General features: G+C 61.4%; 18 protein-coding genes. 9 read left to right on the top strand and 9 right to left on the bottom strand.

Annotation, left to right across the window (positions count from 1 at the left end):
* Positions 1–2: 2 nt before the first annotated feature.
* Both AC4LF3_RS00325 and AC4LF3_RS00330 read left to right on the top strand, forming a co-directional pair.
* Positions 3–1,115 (top strand): GNAT family N-acetyltransferase, encoded by a 1,113-nt coding sequence (locus tag AC4LF3_RS00325; protein WP_491834584.1) that lies wholly within the window; start codon positions 3–5, stop codon positions 1,113–1,115.
* The gene (locus AC4LF3_RS00330; protein ID WP_308460593.1) at positions 1,087–1,986 is read left to right on the top strand and encodes an arginase family protein; all 900 of its coding nucleotides are present in this window, start codon (positions 1,087–1,089) and stop codon (positions 1,984–1,986) included. Before AC4LF3_RS00325 ends, AC4LF3_RS00330 begins: the two co-directional genes overlap by 29 nt.
* Here AC4LF3_RS00330 and AC4LF3_RS00335 read toward each other — a convergent pair.
* The 9 genes from AC4LF3_RS00335 to AC4LF3_RS00375 are packed head-to-tail and all read right to left on the bottom strand — an operon-like array spanning position 1,959 to position 9,711.
* The gene (locus AC4LF3_RS00335; RefSeq protein WP_491834585.1) at positions 1,959–3,209 is read right to left on the bottom strand and encodes a DegT/DnrJ/EryC1/StrS family aminotransferase; all 1,251 of its coding nucleotides are present in this window, start codon (positions 3,207–3,209) and stop codon (positions 1,959–1,961) included. The genes AC4LF3_RS00330 and AC4LF3_RS00335 overlap by 28 nt on opposite strands.
* On the bottom strand, positions 3,190–3,573 hold the full coding sequence (locus tag AC4LF3_RS00340) for a DMT family transporter (protein WP_491834586.1): 384 nt from the start codon (positions 3,571–3,573) through the stop codon (positions 3,190–3,192). The genes AC4LF3_RS00335 and AC4LF3_RS00340 overlap by 20 nt, the downstream gene beginning before the upstream one ends.
* On the bottom strand, positions 3,570–3,944 hold the full coding sequence (locus AC4LF3_RS00345) for a DMT family transporter (protein ID WP_122041166.1): 375 nt from the start codon (positions 3,942–3,944) through the stop codon (positions 3,570–3,572). The genes AC4LF3_RS00340 and AC4LF3_RS00345 overlap by 4 nt, the downstream gene beginning before the upstream one ends.
* Positions 3,941–4,789 carry an alpha/beta hydrolase gene (locus AC4LF3_RS00350; RefSeq protein ID WP_491834587.1) on the bottom strand — a complete coding sequence of 283 codons (849 nt, stop codon included), beginning with the start codon at positions 4,787–4,789 and terminating at the stop codon, positions 3,941–3,943. Before AC4LF3_RS00350 ends, AC4LF3_RS00345 begins: the two co-directional genes overlap by 4 nt.
* Positions 4,786–5,535, bottom strand: a complete 750-nt coding sequence (locus AC4LF3_RS00355) for an MtnX-like HAD-IB family phosphatase (RefSeq protein WP_010796414.1) — start codon at positions 5,533–5,535, stop codon at positions 4,786–4,788. Before AC4LF3_RS00355 ends, AC4LF3_RS00350 begins: the two co-directional genes overlap by 4 nt.
* The gene (locus tag AC4LF3_RS00360; protein WP_074821063.1) at positions 5,528–6,433 is read right to left on the bottom strand and encodes an efflux RND transporter periplasmic adaptor subunit; all 906 of its coding nucleotides are present in this window, start codon (positions 6,431–6,433) and stop codon (positions 5,528–5,530) included. Before AC4LF3_RS00360 ends, AC4LF3_RS00355 begins: the two co-directional genes overlap by 8 nt.
* Positions 6,433–7,173 (bottom strand): ABC transporter ATP-binding protein, encoded by a 741-nt coding sequence (locus AC4LF3_RS00365; protein ID WP_010796416.1) that lies wholly within the window; start codon positions 7,171–7,173, stop codon positions 6,433–6,435. Before AC4LF3_RS00365 ends, AC4LF3_RS00360 begins: the two co-directional genes overlap by 1 nt.
* Before the next feature lie 4 nt (positions 7,174–7,177).
* Positions 7,178–8,314: an ABC transporter permease gene (locus AC4LF3_RS00370; protein ID WP_491834588.1), complete on the bottom strand. Its 1,137-nt coding sequence runs from the start codon at positions 8,312–8,314 to the stop codon at positions 7,178–7,180.
* On the bottom strand, positions 8,311–9,711 hold the full coding sequence (locus AC4LF3_RS00375; RefSeq protein WP_491834589.1) for an efflux transporter outer membrane subunit: 1,401 nt from the start codon (positions 9,709–9,711) through the stop codon (positions 8,311–8,313). Before AC4LF3_RS00375 ends, AC4LF3_RS00370 begins: the two co-directional genes overlap by 4 nt.
* A gap of 281 nt (positions 9,712–9,992) precedes the next feature.
* Here AC4LF3_RS00375 and AC4LF3_RS00380 point away from each other — a divergent pair, with 281 nt between their 5' ends.
* The 7 genes from AC4LF3_RS00380 to AC4LF3_RS00410 all read left to right on the top strand — a co-directional run bounded on the left by AC4LF3_RS00380 (position 9,993) and on the right by AC4LF3_RS00410 (position 18,509).
* A complete protein-coding gene (locus tag AC4LF3_RS00380; RefSeq protein ID WP_239383239.1) occupies positions 9,993–10,718 on the top strand; it encodes a response regulator in 726 nt (241 codons plus the stop codon).
* Positions 10,703–11,860 carry a sensor histidine kinase gene (locus AC4LF3_RS00385; RefSeq protein WP_074821074.1) on the top strand — a complete coding sequence of 386 codons (1,158 nt, stop codon included), beginning with the start codon at positions 10,703–10,705 and terminating at the stop codon, positions 11,858–11,860. The genes AC4LF3_RS00380 and AC4LF3_RS00385 overlap by 16 nt, the downstream gene beginning before the upstream one ends.
* Positions 11,861–12,009: 149 nt before the next feature.
* Positions 12,010–13,503, top strand: coding sequence for a YdgA family protein (locus AC4LF3_RS00390; RefSeq protein ID WP_491834590.1), 1,494 nt, complete (start codon positions 12,010–12,012; stop codon positions 13,501–13,503).
* 119 nt (positions 13,504–13,622) lie between these two features.
* Positions 13,623–15,275 (top strand): isovaleryl-CoA dehydrogenase, encoded by a 1,653-nt coding sequence (locus AC4LF3_RS00395; protein WP_491834591.1) that lies wholly within the window; start codon positions 13,623–13,625, stop codon positions 15,273–15,275.
* A 90-nt stretch (positions 15,276–15,365) separates the two neighbouring features.
* Positions 15,366–15,677 carry a hypothetical protein gene (locus AC4LF3_RS00400; RefSeq protein ID WP_491834592.1) on the top strand — a complete coding sequence of 104 codons (312 nt, stop codon included), beginning with the start codon at positions 15,366–15,368 and terminating at the stop codon, positions 15,675–15,677.
* Between the two features lie 38 nt (positions 15,678–15,715).
* A complete protein-coding gene (locus tag AC4LF3_RS00405) occupies positions 15,716–16,045 on the top strand; it encodes a four-helix bundle copper-binding protein (protein WP_010796424.1) in 330 nt (109 codons plus the stop codon).
* Between the two features lie 103 nt (positions 16,046–16,148).
* Positions 16,149–18,509: an FdhF/YdeP family oxidoreductase gene (locus AC4LF3_RS00410; protein ID WP_312271237.1), complete on the top strand. Its 2,361-nt coding sequence runs from the start codon at positions 16,149–16,151 to the stop codon at positions 18,507–18,509.
* Positions 18,510–18,523 lie beyond the last annotated feature (14 nt).

An 18,523-nucleotide genomic window follows, 5' to 3' on the forward strand; every position in this document is an offset into this window, starting at 1 on the left:
CGGTGGGGCTCGAACAAAGGCCCGGCTCTGCCGGGCCGCTGTACGGCAATCAGCTCGAGCCTGGGGCGCTGATCGATCAGTTCAGCGCTCATCCGCCCGAAGGGTTTCAGGTGCTGCGCCTGCCCCAGGCCACACCGGGCTTCGAGGCGGAGTTCGATCTGCTGACTACAGTAGACGGATCGCTCAAGCGCAGGATCGAATCACTTCCCCTTTATCGCCATTGGTCCAAATGGCTGCGTATCCGTACGGCCTTCATCGGCACGACGGTTTCCGAATATGCCCTCTTCCCGGCAGCCTGGTCGGCCCGCTCGCTGGTCAAGCGTCTGCGTAAGGCGCTGGGGTGGTGCTATCCGATGATGATCATCAAGGATATTCCCCAACACTCTCCCCTGCTGGACGACTCGGCCAACCTGTATGCGGAGCGGCTGCTTGAGGCCTGCAAGGCAGAGGGTTTCGTTCTGGTGGAAGGTCAGGCGCTGGCCTATGTACCCATCGATTTCGCCTCCGTGGAGGAATACCTGGGCCGTCTTTCGTCGAGCCGCCGCAAGGATATTCGCCGTAAATGGCGCAAGCGCGAGGCGTTGACGATTCGTGAGGTGCCGACAGGCGATGCGCAGTTCCTGTGTGACGAGCTGATCGACGAGTATTACCGGCTATACCTGAATGTGTACGACCAGAGCGAGATTCACTTCGATCGTCTGTCTCGTGGGTTTTTCGAGCAGATGCTGCGAGATGCAGGCAGCGGTGGAATGGTGTTTGAGTATCGCCATGAGGACCGGCTGATCGGCTATAACGTGTGCTTCGTGCATGACGGCAAGCTGATCGACAAGTACATCGGGCTGCAATATCCCGAAGCCCGGTCGTTCAACCTGTACTTCATCAGCTGGCTCATCAATCTGGACTATGCCCTCAGCCACGGTCTGACCCATTACGTAGCCGGCTGGACAGACCCGGAAATCAAATCCTACCTGGGTGCTTCCTTTACCTTCACCTGTCACGCCGTCTATGTGCGCAACACCCTGTTGCGTGGCCTGGCGCGACGCTTTTCCCGGTACTTTGAAAGTGACCGCCAATGGAGTGACAGCCGTGAACCAGCCTATCGTTCTGGATCTTGATGGCTCTATCGGTGCAGTAGACAACGCCCTGCGCCTGGACCTGCGTGACTGGCAGGCACGGGTGCGGTTTGGCTGCCGCGTCTCGACTCTCGATGCCTTCGGCCGTGATGTGGTGGCCCGCCTACCCGTCAACCACGGCCCTGTACTGATGGGTAGTGGTGATTTTCATCATTTGAGCTGGCCGCTCATTGCCCGGCAGACGTCCCGTACACGGGGCGTTCGGGTCGTAGTGTTCGATAATCACCCGGACAACATGCGTTATCTGTTTGGTATCCATTGCGGTTCCTGGGTGCGTCGTGTCGCCCTATTGCCGCAGGTCAGCCACGTTCATGTGGTGGGTATCACCTCGCCAGACATCGGCCGTGGACATGCCTGGGAGAATTACCTGACGCCACTGCGCAGCGGTAAGCTGAGCTACTGGAGCCTGGGCGTAGACACGGGGTGGGCGCGTTGGCTGGGTGTGCGGTCGGCCTTTCGCAACTTTGCCGATGCCGACACCCTGGCTGATACCCTGAGTGAGCTCCTGATTCGTGAGCAGCAACCCACGTACTTATCCATCGACAAGGATGTTTTCAGTCCTTCGGTCGTCCGCACCAACTGGGATCAGGGGGTCATGCTTGAGCATCATGTCATGCAGGCGATTGAGGCCTTGAAGGGGCAGCTCTTAGGCAGTGATATCACCGGTGATGTCTCGGTCTATCGGCACCCCAGCGCCTGGAAGCGCTGGCTAAGCGCCGGCGATGGCCAGACGCTGGAAATACCTGATTTGACCTTACAATCCTGGCAGGTGGAGCAGCATGTGCTCAATCAGCGTCTGGTTAGCCGGCTGAACACGGCGCAGGGCTATGAGCGCGTCATGCGCTCGGCGTGACAAGCCTCTTCAATCACCCCATAGACCACATCAAAATCAGCCTCGCTTAACCAGGGGCTATTACTGATAGCCAGGATTCGACCCGCCAGCCGGCGGGCTTCCTGGCATTCAACGGGCGACTTGTAGGTAAGCGTCGTGTTCAGATAGTGGTAATCCGGCAAGGCATGCACGAAGGGAATGCTCAGACCATAGCCATTTCCCCAGAGTGCTTCCAGTACCGAGTCACGGGCCTCGCGGCTGGGCATGAGCACTAATAAAACGGGCCAGCTCCCCTCGCCCTCATGACCTACAAGGGGAACCAGCCCAGAAAGGGTGCGCAGGCGCTTGAGCCTGCGTTCGGCCTGCATGCGCTGTTGTGTGAGGAAGTCGGGCAGGCGCTTCAGGGCGCGAACGCCAACGGCCTGCCGCCAGGACCCAACCTGATGCAACGTAATGGGCAGAGAAAAATATTCATCGGCAGCGGCCACCCAATCCCCTTTCTTCAGCGCACGCCGCAGTGGCAGGCCGTAAGCGAGCCGCAGACCCGCAGGCCGATAGAGGGCGGCATAGCCCAATAGCTCAACACTGCGCTTGAATTCCAGCCAGGGTTTTGGCTGCGCCAGCGCCTGACTGGCATGACGCAAGGCCTGACGAATCGTCTCCTCGCGGGCGATAAGGGCGCCGCCTTCAAAAATCGTAAGCCCCTTGCCCACTGCCAGGCTGAAAAAGGCAATGTCGCTGCGTATGCCGATGCTATGACCACCGACACGGCTGCCCAAGCCCTGGGCGGCATCCTCGATCACCCAGGCGCCTACCGCCCGGGCGCATTCAAGCGCTGGGTCGATATCGCTGATCCGGCCGCACAGGTGGGTTGGGACGACGGCCAAGGTCTGCTCGTTGCACAAAGCCTCGAGCATTAATGGATCAAGGTCGAGGCTGTCCGGCTTGAGGTCACAGAGTTGTAGCTCAAGCCCACACTGGACAACCGCCAGCGCCACCAGCGGGCAGGTATAGGCCGGAACGATAACGGTCGTACGTGCAGGTGACAGCCTTTTCAGCGCTGTAAGCGCAATGACCATTGCCGCGGTGCCAGAGCTTTCCAGCTGAACATGCTCCACGCCTAGAAAACGCGCCAGGGCGGTGCTCAGGTTACGCTCGCCGCCGGGCAGCAGGTCGCGCAACCGCAAGGGCAGGCCCGCTGTGGGCGGTGCGTCGAAGTAGGCTTTACGAGGAAGCCGCTTCACGGTGTTCACTCAGGGCCAGGCAAACGATGCCCAGGATGATCAAACCGGCAGCCAGCAGTTGCGGCCAGCCCAGATGCTCGTTGAACAGCCACACGGACAGCAGCATCACGGAGACGATCTCCAGATGCGAGGCCGCAAAGGCCGGGCCGACCGGCACGTGCTTGAGCAGGGTCATCCAGCAGAAAAAGGCGCCGATGTAGCCTACGAACGCACCGTAGATCCATGGATGGCCGAATACCCGCCACAGCCACTCGGTGGTCATCGACAGGGGTTCGGCCTGCAGGGCGGCGTATTTGAAGCTCAGCTGCGCCAGCGTATCGAACGCCATGAGCAGCAGAAAACCAATCAGGTAGAAACGCTTCATGCCTGTATCCCCACTACGGCAACGCCAATGGAAATGAGGCTGATGCCCAACACCCGCAATGGCGTGAGCTTTTCAGCGAAGAAAAAGCGCCCCGCCAGCATGATGGCCACAATATTGATAGAGCCCAGCAGTACACCCTGGGACAGCGGCACCAACGACAGAAACGCCAGCCACACGACAAACTCCATCACGTAGCAGCCGATTCCCAGCCACAGCCACGGGCGACGGCTCATCTCTATCCAGTGCGCAAGTCCGTCCTTGTCCGCCGACTCGGTCGCTGCAGCCTTGAACGCCAGTTGGCCGACACTGTCGATCACCACATTGGCGATCCACAGCACGATGACGAGCCCCGGAAAGGTTTCGGCCGTCATGCCGTGACCCTGTCCGCCACAGGCGATACTGCCTGCTCGCCCAGCGCGCTCTTGATGAACGCAACCGTTTCGGAGGCCACCTTGCGCCGCTCACGGTCCACTGTGATCATGTGATAGCTGTCTTCCAGCCAGACCGTTGTCACCGGTCCCTTGACCGAGCGCTCTACCAGTCGCGCGTTGTAGTCGAGGCTGGCAATGTCGTCCTGGGTCGCGTGCATCACGAGACAGGGTGAGGTGATGTCGCCGAGCTGTTTGCGTACCTGGGTAGCCAGGGCATACATCTCTGCCACGGCCCACCAGGGATTGCCCGGCAAGCCTGCTGCGGCGCTGTCGCCAGAATTCATCTGGTCGACGATGTAGGTGCGCAGCATTTCATCCTTGATGCCATAGGGCGGCTGCTCGATGAACATGGTCTTGCGACCGATGCCCAGCGCCTTGCAGATCGGAAGGATGAAGCAGAAACGGGTGTAGAACGGCATGCTCCAGCCGTCGTGGCGGAACATGGTTGCCAGCGCGGCTACGCCGGCAATCCGGTCCGGCTGATCGGCTGCCAGCTTGAGTGCCAGTAGCGCGCCCATGGACAGGCCCGCCACGAAGACATGACCGACCTGCTCGCGCAGCTTGTCCGCTGCAGCGCAAACACTGGCATACCAGTCCTGCCAGCGTGTTTCGACCAGATCATCGGCTGTGCCGCAGTGGCCGGCCAGTTGAACACCATAGACTGTGAAGCCAGCCTTGTTCAGCCCACGGCCGAACAGGCGCATCTCGTTGGGCGTTCCGGTCAGGCCGTGGATCAGAAGGACGCCGGTGCGGCCGCCTTCCAGAAGAAATTCATGTTCAGTCATCGAGAGGGTTGCTCTTGAGGAACGAGCTCGTCCAGCCAGGACAGGGCGTCGTTGAAAGTGGAAATCGGTGCGAAGGGATAGCCGCGCTGGCGGCAATGATCGATCAGCTTGTACTTGGCCAGCACAAAGTCGGCACGGCCCGAGACGCAGAAGTCCGAAGTGCTGTCGCCAATGAATAACACGCGTTGCTGGCGCTGGTGCTGAAGGGCAAGCCGCTCGCACTTGCAGGTGCCGCTGTCGCGAAGGCAGTGCGGGCTGGCAAAGGGAGAGGCAAGTTCCCAGCTGCGCTCGCCGGTCTGGGTCAGGTAGTTAGCCTGCACGGGCAGCCCGCCCAGTCCGTGGCGGCGCAGGATATAGCGGATCGCATAATCCAGCCCGTCACTGATGACTTGAATCAGCAGCCCCCGCTCGCCAGCGGCCTCGACAAAAGCACGAAAGCCCGGATCGATGGCGATGCCGTCGAGATGCGCGTGGAACTCCTCCTGTGACATGTCCAGCAGTGCCACCTGGCCCTGCATGCAGTCACGGGAGCCGATCCGACCGGCCTCCCAATCGTCTTCCAGCTCTTGCCAGCCGGGGCGGCCAAAACGTTCGAGCAGGGAGTCGATCACATCGACCTGGCTGATGGTGCCGTCGAAATCGCACTGGATCATCCAGGGCTGCGAAGGGTTCGGCAAAACCTCGCGAACGACAGGCGTATAGGGCCTGAGCGATTCGTCGAGCACGGAGTGTGAAAGATTATTCATGGAAATTCACCCGTACATTCTGGCCGATACGAAGCGTCGGCGGCTGATCGAACGCGAGCAGGCAGTCGACCACTCGCACGTTGGGATGTCCCTGGCTGTCGTCGTCCAGGTGGCTGCTGCCAAAGAGATCGCCCAGGCGTGTCACGTGCGCCTTCAGGGGCGGCTGGCCGGGCTCGGCTTCCAGCACAACATCTGCTGTCATGCCCGGCTTCACACGATGGACAAAGCTTTCATTGAGTTCGGCGCGGATTTGCAGCGGGCGCTCCGGCAGGATCACCAGCAGCGGCCTGGCATCCTCTGGCGAAACGAGCGAACCCTGGGTGGCGTTGACGCGCACTACCGTCCCGGCCTGCGGTGCGTGTAGAACGCGCTCGGCCAGCCGATCCTTGGCCAGCGCGACATGCTGGCGGGCAATCTCGACCCCTGCCTTGGCAACGGCCTGTGCCGATTCCAGCTGCTGAACCTGTTGCCGGGCCTCGGTTGCCTGTTGCGGGTCCACTGCACCCTGACGGGCGGCCTTCTGCAATTGCTGCGCGCGCTGGCGTGCTGGCGGCAGACGCTGCTCCGCCGCTTTCTGCCGGGCCTGCGCCTGCGCCAGCTCTGCTTCATAGGCCTTGAGTTCGGTACGGGCGCTCCGGTCGTCCAGCGCTGCCAGTTCGGCGCCGCGCTGGACCGTGTCGCCTTCGGCCACGGTAAGGCGTGCAAGTCGGCCGGCCTGCAGGGATTTAAGCTCCAGCAGCCCACCCTGCACCTCTACCTTGCCCCTCGCCATGGCTACATATTTTGCGGCTTCGGTCGCAGCCGGTTTCGCCGGTCGCGGAGGTTTCTTGTCCGAGCAGCCTACGACCGACGCGATCATCAAGGCGGCCAGCAGACTGTGGGTAATACGCATGTTCATCAGGCAAACTCCCTGCGGGCGTGGCTGCCCTGTTCGGAGGGTCGCCAGTCACGTTGAATCTGTCCGTCCTCCATCTCCAGTACCCGGTCGGCATGACGGATCAGGCGCGGATCGTGGCTGACGCACAACACGGTGGAGCCTTGCTCATGGGCGATGCGTTGCAGCATCCGGGCGACGTTTTGTCCGTTTTCGGCATCCAGAGCACTGGTAGGCTCATCGGCAAACAGCAGTTGGGGGCGCTTGGCCAAGGCGCGGGCAAGTGCCACACGCTGCCGCTCGCCGCCAGACAGCGAAGCCGGGCGCAGGTCGAGCCGGTGAGCCAGCCCCACTTCCTTGAGCACCTGCCGGGCGCGCTCCAGGGCGTCCTGGTTGGAAAAGCCCAGATAGCCCAGCGGCAATGCCACCTGCTCGGTAGCGGTCAGCGCCGGAAACAGATTGAAGCCCTGAAAGACAAAGCCGGTGTGCTTGAGACGAAAGCGCTCAAGGGCACGCTTGGCCAGTCCACCTAGCTTCTGGCCCAGAGCGCGGGTCTCACCTTCGTCCGGCGCCTGCAACCCACTGAGCAGCGACAGCAAGGTGCTCTTGCCACAGCCCGAAGGCCCTGAAATCAGGGTCAGCTCACCCGGATAGATGGAGACGGACAGCCGTTGCAATACGTGCAGGCGAACCATGCCCATGAGGAAGGATTTGCTGACCTCATCGGCTTCCAGGCTGGGAGCGGGACGCTTCACAGGAGTCATGTCATTACCTCAACAGCAGTGCAGGGTCAGCGCGCAGCAGGCCGCGCATGGCAATGAGCCCGGACACGAGCGCAAGGCCCAGGACCAGGGCGGCGCAAATCAACGCGATCGGGGTGTTCATGGCCACGGGGACGTCATGGCGGGCGGCGACGCTTAGCAGGACCGTGCTGGTAAGCCCGGTAACAAGCAAGCCGAGCCCGCCAACCCAGCAGGACTGTTCAAGCACTACCTGACACAGTGATCGGAAGCTGGCGCCCAAGGCGTTGAGCACCGCGTATTCGCGGGCAGAGGCGGCTACCATGGCCATCAGCGACTGGCTGGTAATCACCGCGCCGACCAGGCAGACAATGCCTGCCATGAACAGTACGGCTACCCCCGCGCCGGTATCGAACATCCAGTAGAGCTGGGAGCGCCAGGCGAATTGCTTGGCCGTCCAGACCTCGAAGGGACCGAAAGATGGGTTGGCGACCAGGCGGGCCTGGGCCGCCTCGACATGGCTGGGCTTGCGCACCTTGGCAACGTAATAGGTCGGTCCGCTGCCAGGATTGTCATCCCCCTGCAGCAGGCGGGCCGTGTCCAGTGAGGCCAGCACGTTGACGCCACCCAGGCCGCGCAGACCGGCAATGGCCGCGACGACATGAACGCGATGGCCATTGATCCATGCGGATTGATCCAGGCTGACGCCCAGCTGATTCAGTTCCGAGCGGTCGACAATGACGGCGTTGGGCTCTTCCAGGCGCTGGCGCAGTCCTGAGGAGAGCAGGCTGGAAAACATCATGCCCTGGCGGCCCGGATTGATCCCCGATACAAAGACCGAGACTCCACCGCTTTTCTCATGGGTGCCATGCCAGTCGCCTTCTACCCAGATATAAGGCTCTACATCGGTAACATCCGGGTCCATGCGCAGGCGCATTTCTACGTCAGGACTGATCGTCCGACCAAAGTTGACGCTCTGGGTACCTGGATAGCCCGCCCATAAATCGGCGGATGAGGACGAGACATACACCGCCGCGCTGCCAAAGATACCCAGCACCAGTGCAGCCTGCACCGTCAGCAGCACACCGGAAAAGCCAATGGCCAGAATGGCGGGTAGAAAGCGGCGCCACTCGTGGAACAGTGTCTTACGGGCCAGGGCAATCATGTGTGCTTCTCCCCGGCTCCGGCAGGAAGCGGTGCGCCGCCCAGCGCCTTATAGAGCGCCACGAATGCCAGGCTTCGACGAGCCTGGGCCGTGGTAAGTTGAAGCGAGGCCTGCAACTGGTCACGCTGGGCGTCTAGCTGCTCCCATTGGCTGGTCAGGCCTAGTTGAGTCAGGGTCAGGCCGTGCTGCGCCCGCTCGTCCAGTGCCGCTTCTGCCTGTTGTAGGTGCGTGACCCGCTCCTGCTCCTGGCTAAAGGCCGCCAGGGCCGCTTCGGTCTGGGCAACGCTATCGAGCAAGACCTGGCGGTAACCCTGCAAGGCGGCCTTCATAGTGTACTTCTGGGCTTTCTCTGCGGCTTTGCGCTGGCCCCAATTGAAGATAGGCAGGTCAATAATCGGACCTACCATGGGAACGCTGTTTGAGCGGACCTTTTCGTGCATTGTCATGTTGTAGGCATACAGATAGGAAGTGCCCAGCGCGACGTGAGGATAGAGATTGGCATGGGCCAGACCCAGCTCACCGGCTGCCTGCAGGACGTCGGCTTCTGCCCTTTGGATATCGGGACGGGTGCGCAGGAGGTCACTGGGCACCTGCTGCACCGAGACCTGCTTGATGCGCGGCAGCGGCTGTACCGTATTCCAAGAGGCATCTGGCGAGGTCTGCCCCAGCAGGGCGGCCAGGGATTGCAGGGCTCGTGCCTGGACCTGGCGGGGTTGCGCCAGGCGTGCCAGGGTCTCGGCTCGTTGGGCCTGGAGTTGCAGGCGCTGATCGGACGACGCCAGATGGCTGGGAATACGGATATCCAGCAGGGCCAGGGCCTTCTGATCCAGCACCGCCAGGGCTTCGAGCGTCTGGATCTGTTGCTGGGCGGCGCGCAGTTCGAGGTACTGGCGCACCACTTCCGAAACTACAGTGACCTGGGCGGCCTGCTGCTCGGCTTTGGCCTGCTTTATCCTGGCTTTGGCCTGCTTTTCAGCACCTTCACGCGCGCCAAACAATCCCAGGTCCCAGACCGCGTCCAGGCTGATCTGGAAAAAAGTATCCGTGGCCGAGACTTCTTCGCTGCTGCGGGTTGCCAGTGACAGTTGGGGTAGATAATTGGCGTCAGTCTGGCGTGTCAGTGCGTGGGCCTGCTTCAGGCGGCTCGAAGTCTGGGCGAGCGTCAGGTTATCGGATACCGCACGTGCCACCAGCTTATCCAGTACGGGATCGTTGAAGGACTTCCACCAGCCGTGCAGGTCAACGGTCGGCGCTGCTGATGCAGGCTGGGCAACCTGTTGCTGCCACTGGCCCGGCAACGTCTGGGGCAGCGCCGGTGCATCGATCTGCGAGCAGCCCGCCAGCACCGTGAGTGCCAGGCTGCAGGTAGAGAAAAAACTGACCGGAAAGCGAACCATACGACAGCGAACCCTGGACAGCGAGTATCCAATCGAAAGAGGTTTGTGTAGCCCGAGGCTACGGCGTGAGGGAATTGTGCAAAGTCAAACTTGCGTGGCTTTGCAGGTTTTGTGGAGGAACGATGGAGACGCGAACGTCCGGTGCGGATGAATGAACGCACAGGCATGGAGTCCAAGTCGATACGCTTGGTTTGCGCTAGTTTGGTAGTCCGCGGAGCTACCCTCGTAGAGGTGTGAGCAGGTCCGTATACTGCTTCGGATTGAACTCAGAGGCGCTATGTATGAGTAACGACTCCCGGCCATCAGGTCCTCTCGTCTTGTTCGTGGAGGATGAACCGAGCATCTCGGACATTCTGGTGGCCTATCTGCAACGTGACGGCTTGCGTACCGTGCATACAGCGGACGGGCTCGAAGCCCTCCAGCTGTTCCGTCGTATGCGTCCAGACATCGTGCTGCTTGATATCCGCCTGCCCGGCATGGATGGCGTAGACATCCTCAAGACCATCCGCAACGAAAGCGAGACGCCGGTCATCATGGTCAGCGCCCTGGCCGACGATCTCGACAAGATGCTCAGCCTCCGCCTGGGGGCCGACGACTATGTGGTCAAGCCGTATAACCCGGCCGAGGTTGTGGCCCGTGTCCGGGCGGTACTGCGCCGCACCAGCGCTGTCCAGGCGCAGACACATACGTCTGCCCCGCTGCGCGTAGGTCGTCTGGAAATCGACCAGCAGGCCTACATGGCTCGGGCATACAGCGAAGGCGGCGAAGCTCAGGTCCTGCCGCTGACCCTGACCGAATTTCGCCTGCTGAGCACGCTGGCCAACCAGCCTCGCCGCTGCTTTTCGCGCAGCGAGCTGATCGAGTCCTGCCTGCCGGAAAGCGACGCGCTGGACCGGGTCATCGACTCGCATTTGAGCAAGCTGCGGCGCAAGCTTCAGGATGCCGGTTGTGATGATCTGATCGAAACTGTACGCGGCATCGGGTATCGACTATGGCCCGAGTCCTAGACCGCATATGGGTCCGCTTCGGGCTGAATATTGTTGCCACGGTCTTTGTGACCATCGGCCTGCTCTGGGCCACCATATTCGTCTACACCCAATACGAGTACGACCGCTTCTACAACAACCTGCCCGTTAACGTCCGGCAGGAGATGGATCTGCTTGAGGCGCAGGATCAGGACAACAGTCCCCGGATGATTGAGATCTACAGCCAGTACTGGCGGGGCGACCCTTGGGACGGCGAGCAGCTGGCGCTTGTCCTGGGGTTGGTGTTCTGTCTGCCGTTTGGCCTGATCGCCGGGCTCTGGACGTCGCGACTCGTGACCTTGCCGGTGGGGTCCATTGCTGAGGCGGCCAACCGGATCGCCCTGGGCGATTTCAGCGTGCGGGCGCACAGCAAGAGCCAGCGTGGCGAGCTGGCGGATCTAGTACGCGATTTCAACCACATGACCGATTCCCTGGAATCTTTAGAGCATGAGCGCAAGGCCACTGCGGCTGCCATCTCCCATGAGCTGCGCACGCCTATTGCCATTCTGCAGGCCCGGCTGCATGCCCTGTGCGATGGAGTCATTCCGGCTGAGCCGCTGGAGTTTCAAAAGCTACTCGAACAGGCTGAACACCTGGGGCGACTGGTGGATGATCTGCATACCCTGTCGGTAGCCGATGCCGGGCGTTTGTCGCTCCATATGGTCACGGTGGATCTGGCTGAAGTGGCGCGGGACACCCTGGGCAAATATGCCAGCCGTCTGGACAGTTATGGGATTGAGGCCGAGCTGGCGGTGGAGGCCCCGGACCTCACGGTCAAGGCCGACGAGGATCGGCTGCGACAGATCCTTAACAACCTGATCGAAAATGCGCTGCGCTATGCACGCGAAGGCGGCTGGCTGGAGCTTCGCCTGAGTACCCATGCCGAACAGGCTGTAATCGTGCTGAGCGACGCCGGTCCCGGCCTGCCTGATGTCATCAAGGCCAATCTGTTCAAACGCTTTCAACGCGCGGATGCCTCGCGTAACCGGGCCAGTGGCGGAACCGGCCTGGGCCTTGCCATCGTCAAGACGCTCACGGTGCTGCAGGGTGGCCGCATTGAGGCCGGTGAGTCGGCGCGTGGCGGCGCACAGTTTCGTATCTATCTGCCGTTGAGCCGTGCCTGATCGCGTATCAACATAGCCGATACCCAAGGCGATTGGCATAATCGCGCCGGCTTGCAGGCCTGAAACCGCAAGCCGGACCTTTCGACTGGCCGCGCCGCTGGCGCTCGACCGGCTGAAAATGGATTTTCACCCCTTATACGAGTTTTCTCATGAAAAAAGCAGCTGGAATTGCTGTCGGTATTGCCCTGGTCGTTGGAGCGGTCGCTGTGGGCGGTGCCTGGTATACAAGTACCCAACTGGAAGGTGCGCTCAACCAGGCCATTGACCAGACCAATGCACAATGGGCCAAGACGCTACCTGATCAATCGGCGCATATGGAGCTGGTCAGTCTGGACAAGGGGCTCTTCAAGAGCACCGCCCATTACCGCATCGTCCTGCCGGGTAGCGGCTTGGGACTGGACACGCCGATCGAAGTGCTCATGGTCGATCATCTGGAGCACGGCCCCTTCCCTGCGTCCCGCCTGGCCTCTTTCAAGCTGGCGCCGGTCATGGCCAGCAGCCATTTTGCGCTGGAATCCAGCCCCAGCCTGCAGGCTTGGTTCACGGCTGCCAACAATGCGGTACCCGCGTACGGCACAGCGGTAATTGGTTACGACCAGCAGGTGAATGGCACGCTGACGCTGCAGCCCTTCGAGCTTAATGAGGATGAGCGACACGTAGCCTTCGCTGGGGCAACGCTTGGGTTCAAGACTGACCTTGAGCTGAAACGCTATCAGCTCGACCTGTCGGCGGACAGCCTGGTGCTGACCTCGCCGACCAAAAACGGAGCGATGGTCAGCACAACGTTGAAAGGCATACGTGTTACCGCCGATCGCAGCCTGGGACAGAGCGGGCTGTATACGGGCCGCTCGGACCTGGGCCTTCAGTCGATGCAGATCCAGGGAGACACCCTTCCACCGGTAGTCATGCGCGATATCACTGCCCAGGACAATCTGCAGGAGCACGGCCTGCGGCTCGCCGATACCATCCACTACACACTGGGTGGCATGACGGTTGACGGTAAGGAGGTAGGAAGTGGCCGTATGTCCCTGAGTTTCAGGGATATCGATGCGGCAGCCTTGCAAGGCATGGCGACCACCTATTCGCAGTATGCCGAGCGTGTCCAAATCGATCCGGAAACCCAGCAGATGCCCGCGATGCTGCCGGAAGAGCGGGCCCGTATGCAGTCATTTGGCAGTACGTTGCTGGCGGCCAATCCCGTGGTCACGCTGGACGAGTTGTCCTTCAAGACCGCCCACGGCGAGAGCCGCTTCAATATGGCGGTCAATCTGACGCGTCCGGCGGAATATGATCATCTGTCGCCCGCCGAGGTGTACCAGCAGATGATCAGCCGGCTGGATATGCAGCTTCGCCTTTCCAGGCCGATGATTGCTGACCTGCTCTCGCTCAAGCGCGATCCGTCCCAGGATGCTGCCGACGCTGCCCAGGAGGCCAAGGCGGCAGGTGAGGCAATAGGCGACATGGCAGCGTCGTCGCAGATGGCTCGGGTGGAAGGCGATGACATTGTCGCTACGCTCAACTATGCCGACCACATGGTCGACTTCAACGGCCAGAAAATGGCCCCCGAGCAGTTCGCCATGCTAATGCAGAACACCGCGCTGGCGGCTATCACCATGTCAGCACTGGCGCCCCAAGCACAGTGATTCTGGTGCGCGCGGTGGCTGGCTGATGCCGCCGCGTTTCATCGGTCTCGGCAAATAGCACTCCCCGCTCCCGGACAATGGCGCTATAACTGACCCACCTTAGTCAGGGAGCGGTCGCCATGTTGTGGAGTCAGTTCGCCGAAACGCACGAGGTGTTTAATCAGGTCCCGCCGTTGGAGGGAGTCAACCTCTATCGGCTGGATACGCCACTTCAGGAGTGGATACACCGCTACCGCGGTGGTTGGGCGGATGACCGTCTCGGCGTCTATGGGGCGCTGGCGGGAGGAACTCTGATGGCGGCCGGTTTTCTGGCGAACCGGTATCCCCCCGAATTTCACAGCCATGACCGGTACGGTCATCGTATCGACCAGGTCGAGTTTCACCCTGCCTACCACGAGCTGATGCGTACCGCCGTCGAGCACGGTATCCCTTCCCTGCCATGGACCGATCCGCAGCCTGGCGCGCACGTGGCACGGGCAGGCCTCATGTACCTGCATAATCAGGCCGAAGCCGGTACGAGCTGCCCGCTGACCATGACCTTTGCCAGCGTACCGGCCCTGTTGCACCAGCCGGAGCTGGCTGCGCGCTGGCTTCCCAAGGTCACGGCGCGCGTCTACGATCCGTCCCATGCGCCCATGGAGACCAAGGGCGGTGTGACACTTGGCATGGCCATGACCGAGAAGCAAGGCGGCACTGATGTGCGCGCCAACACCACTCAGGCTCACCCTGTGGGCTCCCCTGGCCCGGGCGAGGCCTATGAACTGGTTGGCCACAAGTGGTTCTGCTCGGCACCCATGTGTGATGCCTTCCTGACGCTGGCACAGACCGGCCAAGGGCTTTCGTGCTTCCTGCTGCCGCGCTTCCGGCCGGACGGCAGCCGCAATCAGTTTCACATCCAGCGCCTCAAGGACAAGCTGGGTAACCGCTCTAATGCGTCCAGCGAGGTGGAATACCGCGGTGCGCTGGCCTGGCTGATCGGTGAGGAAGGCCGTGGTGTGGCGAATATCCTGACCATGGTGGGGATGACCCGCTTCGACTGCATGATTGGCTCCAGCTCGCTCATGCGGCAGGCGCTTACGCAAGCCATGCACCATTGCGCCCATCGGCAGGTCAGTGGCAAACGGCTGATTGAGCAGCCGCTCATGCAAAATGTTCTGGCTGATCTGGCCCTGGAAAGCGAGGCCGCCCTGGCACTTACGCTGCGTCTGGCGCAAGCGCTGGATCAGCCGGACGATACGGGCGAACGGGCCTTCGCGCGGCTGGCCACGGCGGTGGGCAAATACTGGATCTGCAAGCGGGCCCCCGCCTTTATCAACGAGGCGCAGGAGTGCCTGGGCGGGGCGGGCTATATCGAGGACAGCCTCCTGCCACGGTTATATCGCGAGGCGCCGGTGAACTCCATCTGGGAAGGCTCCGGCAATGTGCAGTGTCTGGATGTGCTTCGTACGCTGTCACGCGATCCGGACGTGGCAGCCGTCCTGTTCCAACATCTGGATGAAGGCCGTGGAGATGTGCGGTTGCAAACCCATGTAGCGCGGTTGAAGGCCGCCTTGGCTAAGCAGGATGATCTGCCGTACCGCGCCCGACAGGTCACGGAGAGCATCGCCCTGGCCCTCCAGGCGCGTCTGCTGCTGGATGCGGGCAACCATGAGGTAAGCGATGCCTTTCTGGCCAGCCGGTTGGGCGAGCGCCACGGTTATGTCTACGGCACGCTGCCTCTGGGCGTGGCGCATGAGGCAATCCTGCGCCGCAGCGCACCCTTGATGGTATAGCGCCAGCTTTCCTGCCCAGCAATGAAACCTTGGGCGGCTCCTGCGGTTCATACCTGTATCGTGTACAAGCAGGTGACGACAGGCATGGGTATGCGCGCCTCCTTTCTGGTGCTGTTGCTGGGCTTCTTCCTTGGAAGTGGCTACGCCCAGGCATGCTGTGCGCCCGCATCTCCGTGCCCTTTCATGCAGGCCGAACAGATTGACGTTCGCCACTCGTCGCCCTCTCCTGCCTCTCAGAACACCCTGATGGTCAAGGCATGCTGCTGCGTTCCGGCACAGGCTGCTGCGGTACGACTAACCTTTGCCCGCGCCCCCCTTCCTTCGGACCCTTACGCGCCGTCCTTCTACCACTCCGTATACCCCTCCCTGCCTGATCCACCTCCCAAGGCCGTGCCCGTTTGAGCCCATCGATTAACCCTTATTTCAAACGGAGAACGATCATGACGACTTCTGCTTACGACGCCTGCATCAAAGCCTGCTCCAACTGTGCCCTCGTCTGCGAAATGTGCGCATCGGCGTGCCTACGGGAAGAGGACGTGAAAATGATGGCGCGCTGTATCCAGCTTGACCGGGACTGCGCCGACCTGTGCGCCCTGGCAGCGGTGCTGATGCAGCGCGAGAGCCCTTTGGCCAAGGAGTTTTGTGCGCTGTGCGCCAAGGCCTGCCGTGCTTGCGGTGAAGAGTGTGCCAAGCATGACATGGACCACTGCCAAGCCTGTGCCAAGGCTTGCCTGAGCTGCGCGGAAGAATGCGAGCGCATGGCGGCCTGATCCATCCGTACCCCGGCGCTCCGGCGCCGGGCCCTTTCGCTTTGGAATGTGGCCAACCGTGAGCTGACAAGGTCAGCGGCCATCTGCCTGCAAGGAGCTACGCGTGAACAAACCTCGTTTCAAGCCTTATAAGTCAGCCTCTGGTGGCTGGGGTTCGGCTTTCTCAGTCGCGAATATCCTGATCCGTGAGAAGTCGCCTGTCGGCTCCGGTCTTCTTCTACTCAAGCAAAACAAGCCGATCGAAGGCTTTGCCTGCGTCAGCTGCGCCTGGGCCAAACCCCACCCGGCCCGCCCTTTTGAGTTCTGCGAAAACGGGGCCAAGGCCACCGCCTGGGAAAACACCAGCAACCGCTGCGGACCTGATTTTTTCGCGCAGCATACCGTGACGGAATTACTCAACTGGCGTGACTACGACCTTGAGCAACAGGGTCGGCTTACTCATCCGCTACGCTGGAACGCCGAGACGGATAGATACGAGCCGATTCGCTGGGACGTTGCCTTTCGCGAGATTGGCGATGAACTGAGGGCCATGGCCGACCCGAACGACGTGGTGTTCTACACCTCGGGCCGGGCGGCGCTGGAAACCTCCTACATGTTCCAGCTGTTTGCCCGTATGTATGGGACAAACAACCTGCCCGACAGCTCCAACATGTGTCACGAGAGCACCTCCATCGCCCTGCCGGAAAGCATTGGTGTGCCGGTGGCCACTGTGACGCTTAACGACATGGAAAAAACCGACGGCCTGTTTTTCTTCGGTCAGAACGTCGGTACCAGCAGTCCGCGCATGCTTCACCAGCTTGAAGAGGCGCGTCAGCGCGGCGCGCCTATCGTTACCTTTAACCCGATCCGTGAGCGCGGGCTGGAGAAATTTACTAACCCGCAGTCCCCGACCGAGATGGCGACCGGCAAGGAAATCACCATCAGCACCCATTACAATCAGGTCGCCATTGGGGGTGATATTGCGGCCATGGCCGGGATGTGCAAAAAGCTGTTCGAGATGGACGACCAGGCGCGTGCCGCCGGGAAACCACGCGTGTTGGATGTGGACTTTATCGAACAGCATACCCATGGCCTGGAGGCTTTCGAAGCGAAGATTCGCAGCTATACCTGGGAAGAGCTGGAGCGTCGTTCCGGCCTTACCCGCAGTGCCATGGAGCTGGCGGCAATGGTCTATGCCCGCTGCGAGCGCGTCATTGGCGTATATGGCATGGGGCTTACCCAGCACCGCCAGGGCGTAATGAACATCCAGATGCTTGTCAATTTGCTGCTGCTGCGCGGCAACATGGGCAAGGAAGGCGCCGGTATCCTGCCCGTTCGTGGTCATTCGAACGTGCAAGGGCAGCGTACAGTTGGAATCACCGAGAAGGCCAGCCACGTCCCGGCGGAAAACCTCAAGAAGCAGTTCGGCTTCCAAGCGCCCCAGGATGACGGCGTGAACACCGTCGAGGCGTGCGAAGGCATTGTCAGCGGTAAGGTAAAGGCCTTTATCGGTTTGGGCGGCAACTTTGTACGGGCCGTTCCGGAAACACTGCTGATGGAGCCGGCTTGGCGCAAGCTCAGGCTTACCGTGCAGATTTCCACCAAGCTCAACCGTAACCATCTGGTGCACGGTGAGAAATCCTACATCCTGCCATGCCTGGGCCGAACGGAAATCGATGTGCAGGCCACCGGTGAACAGCGCCATACCACCGAAGACAGCACAGGGTGCATCCGGGCCTGGCGCGGCGTTGCCAAGCCGGCGGCGCCTAATCTGTTATCGGAGCCCGCCATCGTGGCGGCACTGGCCAAGGCAACACTGGAGCCCAATCCCCGGCTCGACTGGGATGCCTGGGTCGCCGACTACAGTCTGATCCGTGACGCCATCGCCGAGAGCTATCCCGATATCTTCCATGACTTCAACGTGCGGATGCTGGAGCCCGGCGGTTTCCATCGTCCACTCGGTGCCTCCGAGCGCAAGTGGGCCACCGAGACCGGCAAGGCCAACTTCATCACTCCCGACAAGCTCACGCCTGATGATGACATCGAGCCTGATCTCAAAAAGCAGGGCGTGCTGCAGCTGATGACGCTGCGCAGTAACGATCAGTTCAACACCACCGTTTATGGCTACAGCGACCGCTTCCGCGGCGTCTATGGGACGCGGGCGGTCATCCTCATGAACCGTCGTGATATGGCCCGCCACGGGCTGGCCGAAGGCGACATGATCCAGGCCATTACTGCGGTGGATGATGGCGTACACCGGGAAGTCGGCCCACTCCGGGTGACGCCGTACGACATCCCTGAGGGCTGTTGCGGTGGCTACTACCCCGAATGCAATCCGCTGATTCCGCTCTGGCATTACGCGGAGCGCAGCAAAGTGCCTGCCGCCAAGTCCATTCCGATTCGGCTGCGCAAGGTCATCGCCGTGGTGAAGGATCGCAACGTCCCGTCCGAGCCGGCCTCACCGGCCGGGGTGGGCGCGGTGTAAGTGAACTGAGCCCC

This window comes from Pseudomonas sp. C2.3V (assembly GCF_058536325.1).

What these genes read in the sequence shown, in the direction of transcription:
- AC4LF3_RS00355 (WP_010796414.1), bottom strand. Translation starts at nt 5,535, where the DNA reads ATGAATAATCTTTCACACTCCGTGCTCGACGAATCGCTCAGGCCCTAT.
- AC4LF3_RS00345 (WP_122041166.1), bottom strand. Translation starts at nt 3,944, where the DNA reads ATGACGGCCGAAACCTTTCCGGGGCTCGTCATCGTGCTGTGGATCGCC.
- AC4LF3_RS00385 (WP_074821074.1), top strand. Translation starts at nt 10,703, where the DNA reads ATGGCCCGAGTCCTAGACCGCATATGGGTCCGCTTCGGGCTGAATATT.
- AC4LF3_RS00405 (WP_010796424.1), top strand. Translation starts at nt 15,716, where the DNA reads ATGACGACTTCTGCTTACGACGCCTGCATCAAAGCCTGCTCCAACTGT.
- AC4LF3_RS00370 (WP_491834588.1), bottom strand. Translation starts at nt 8,314, where the DNA reads ATGATTGCCCTGGCCCGTAAGACACTGTTCCACGAGTGGCGCCGCTTT.
- AC4LF3_RS00340 (WP_491834586.1), bottom strand. Translation starts at nt 3,573, where the DNA reads ATGAAGCGTTTCTACCTGATTGGTTTTCTGCTGCTCATGGCGTTCGAT.
- AC4LF3_RS00350 (WP_491834587.1), bottom strand. Translation starts at nt 4,789, where the DNA reads ATGACTGAACATGAATTTCTTCTGGAAGGCGGCCGCACCGGCGTCCTT.
- AC4LF3_RS00375 (WP_491834589.1), bottom strand. Translation starts at nt 9,711, where the DNA reads ATGGTTCGCTTTCCGGTCAGTTTTTTCTCTACCTGCAGCCTGGCACTC.
- AC4LF3_RS00365 (WP_010796416.1), bottom strand. Translation starts at nt 7,173, where the DNA reads ATGACTCCTGTGAAGCGTCCCGCTCCCAGCCTGGAAGCCGATGAGGTC.
- AC4LF3_RS00400 (WP_491834592.1), top strand. Translation starts at nt 15,366, where the DNA reads ATGCGCGCCTCCTTTCTGGTGCTGTTGCTGGGCTTCTTCCTTGGAAGT.
- AC4LF3_RS00390 (WP_491834590.1), top strand. Translation starts at nt 12,010, where the DNA reads ATGAAAAAAGCAGCTGGAATTGCTGTCGGTATTGCCCTGGTCGTTGGA.
- AC4LF3_RS00380 (WP_239383239.1), top strand. Translation starts at nt 9,993, where the DNA reads ATGAGTAACGACTCCCGGCCATCAGGTCCTCTCGTCTTGTTCGTGGAG.
- AC4LF3_RS00395 (WP_491834591.1), top strand. Translation starts at nt 13,623, where the DNA reads ATGTTGTGGAGTCAGTTCGCCGAAACGCACGAGGTGTTTAATCAGGTC.
- AC4LF3_RS00360 (WP_074821063.1), bottom strand. Translation starts at nt 6,433, where the DNA reads ATGAACATGCGTATTACCCACAGTCTGCTGGCCGCCTTGATGATCGCG.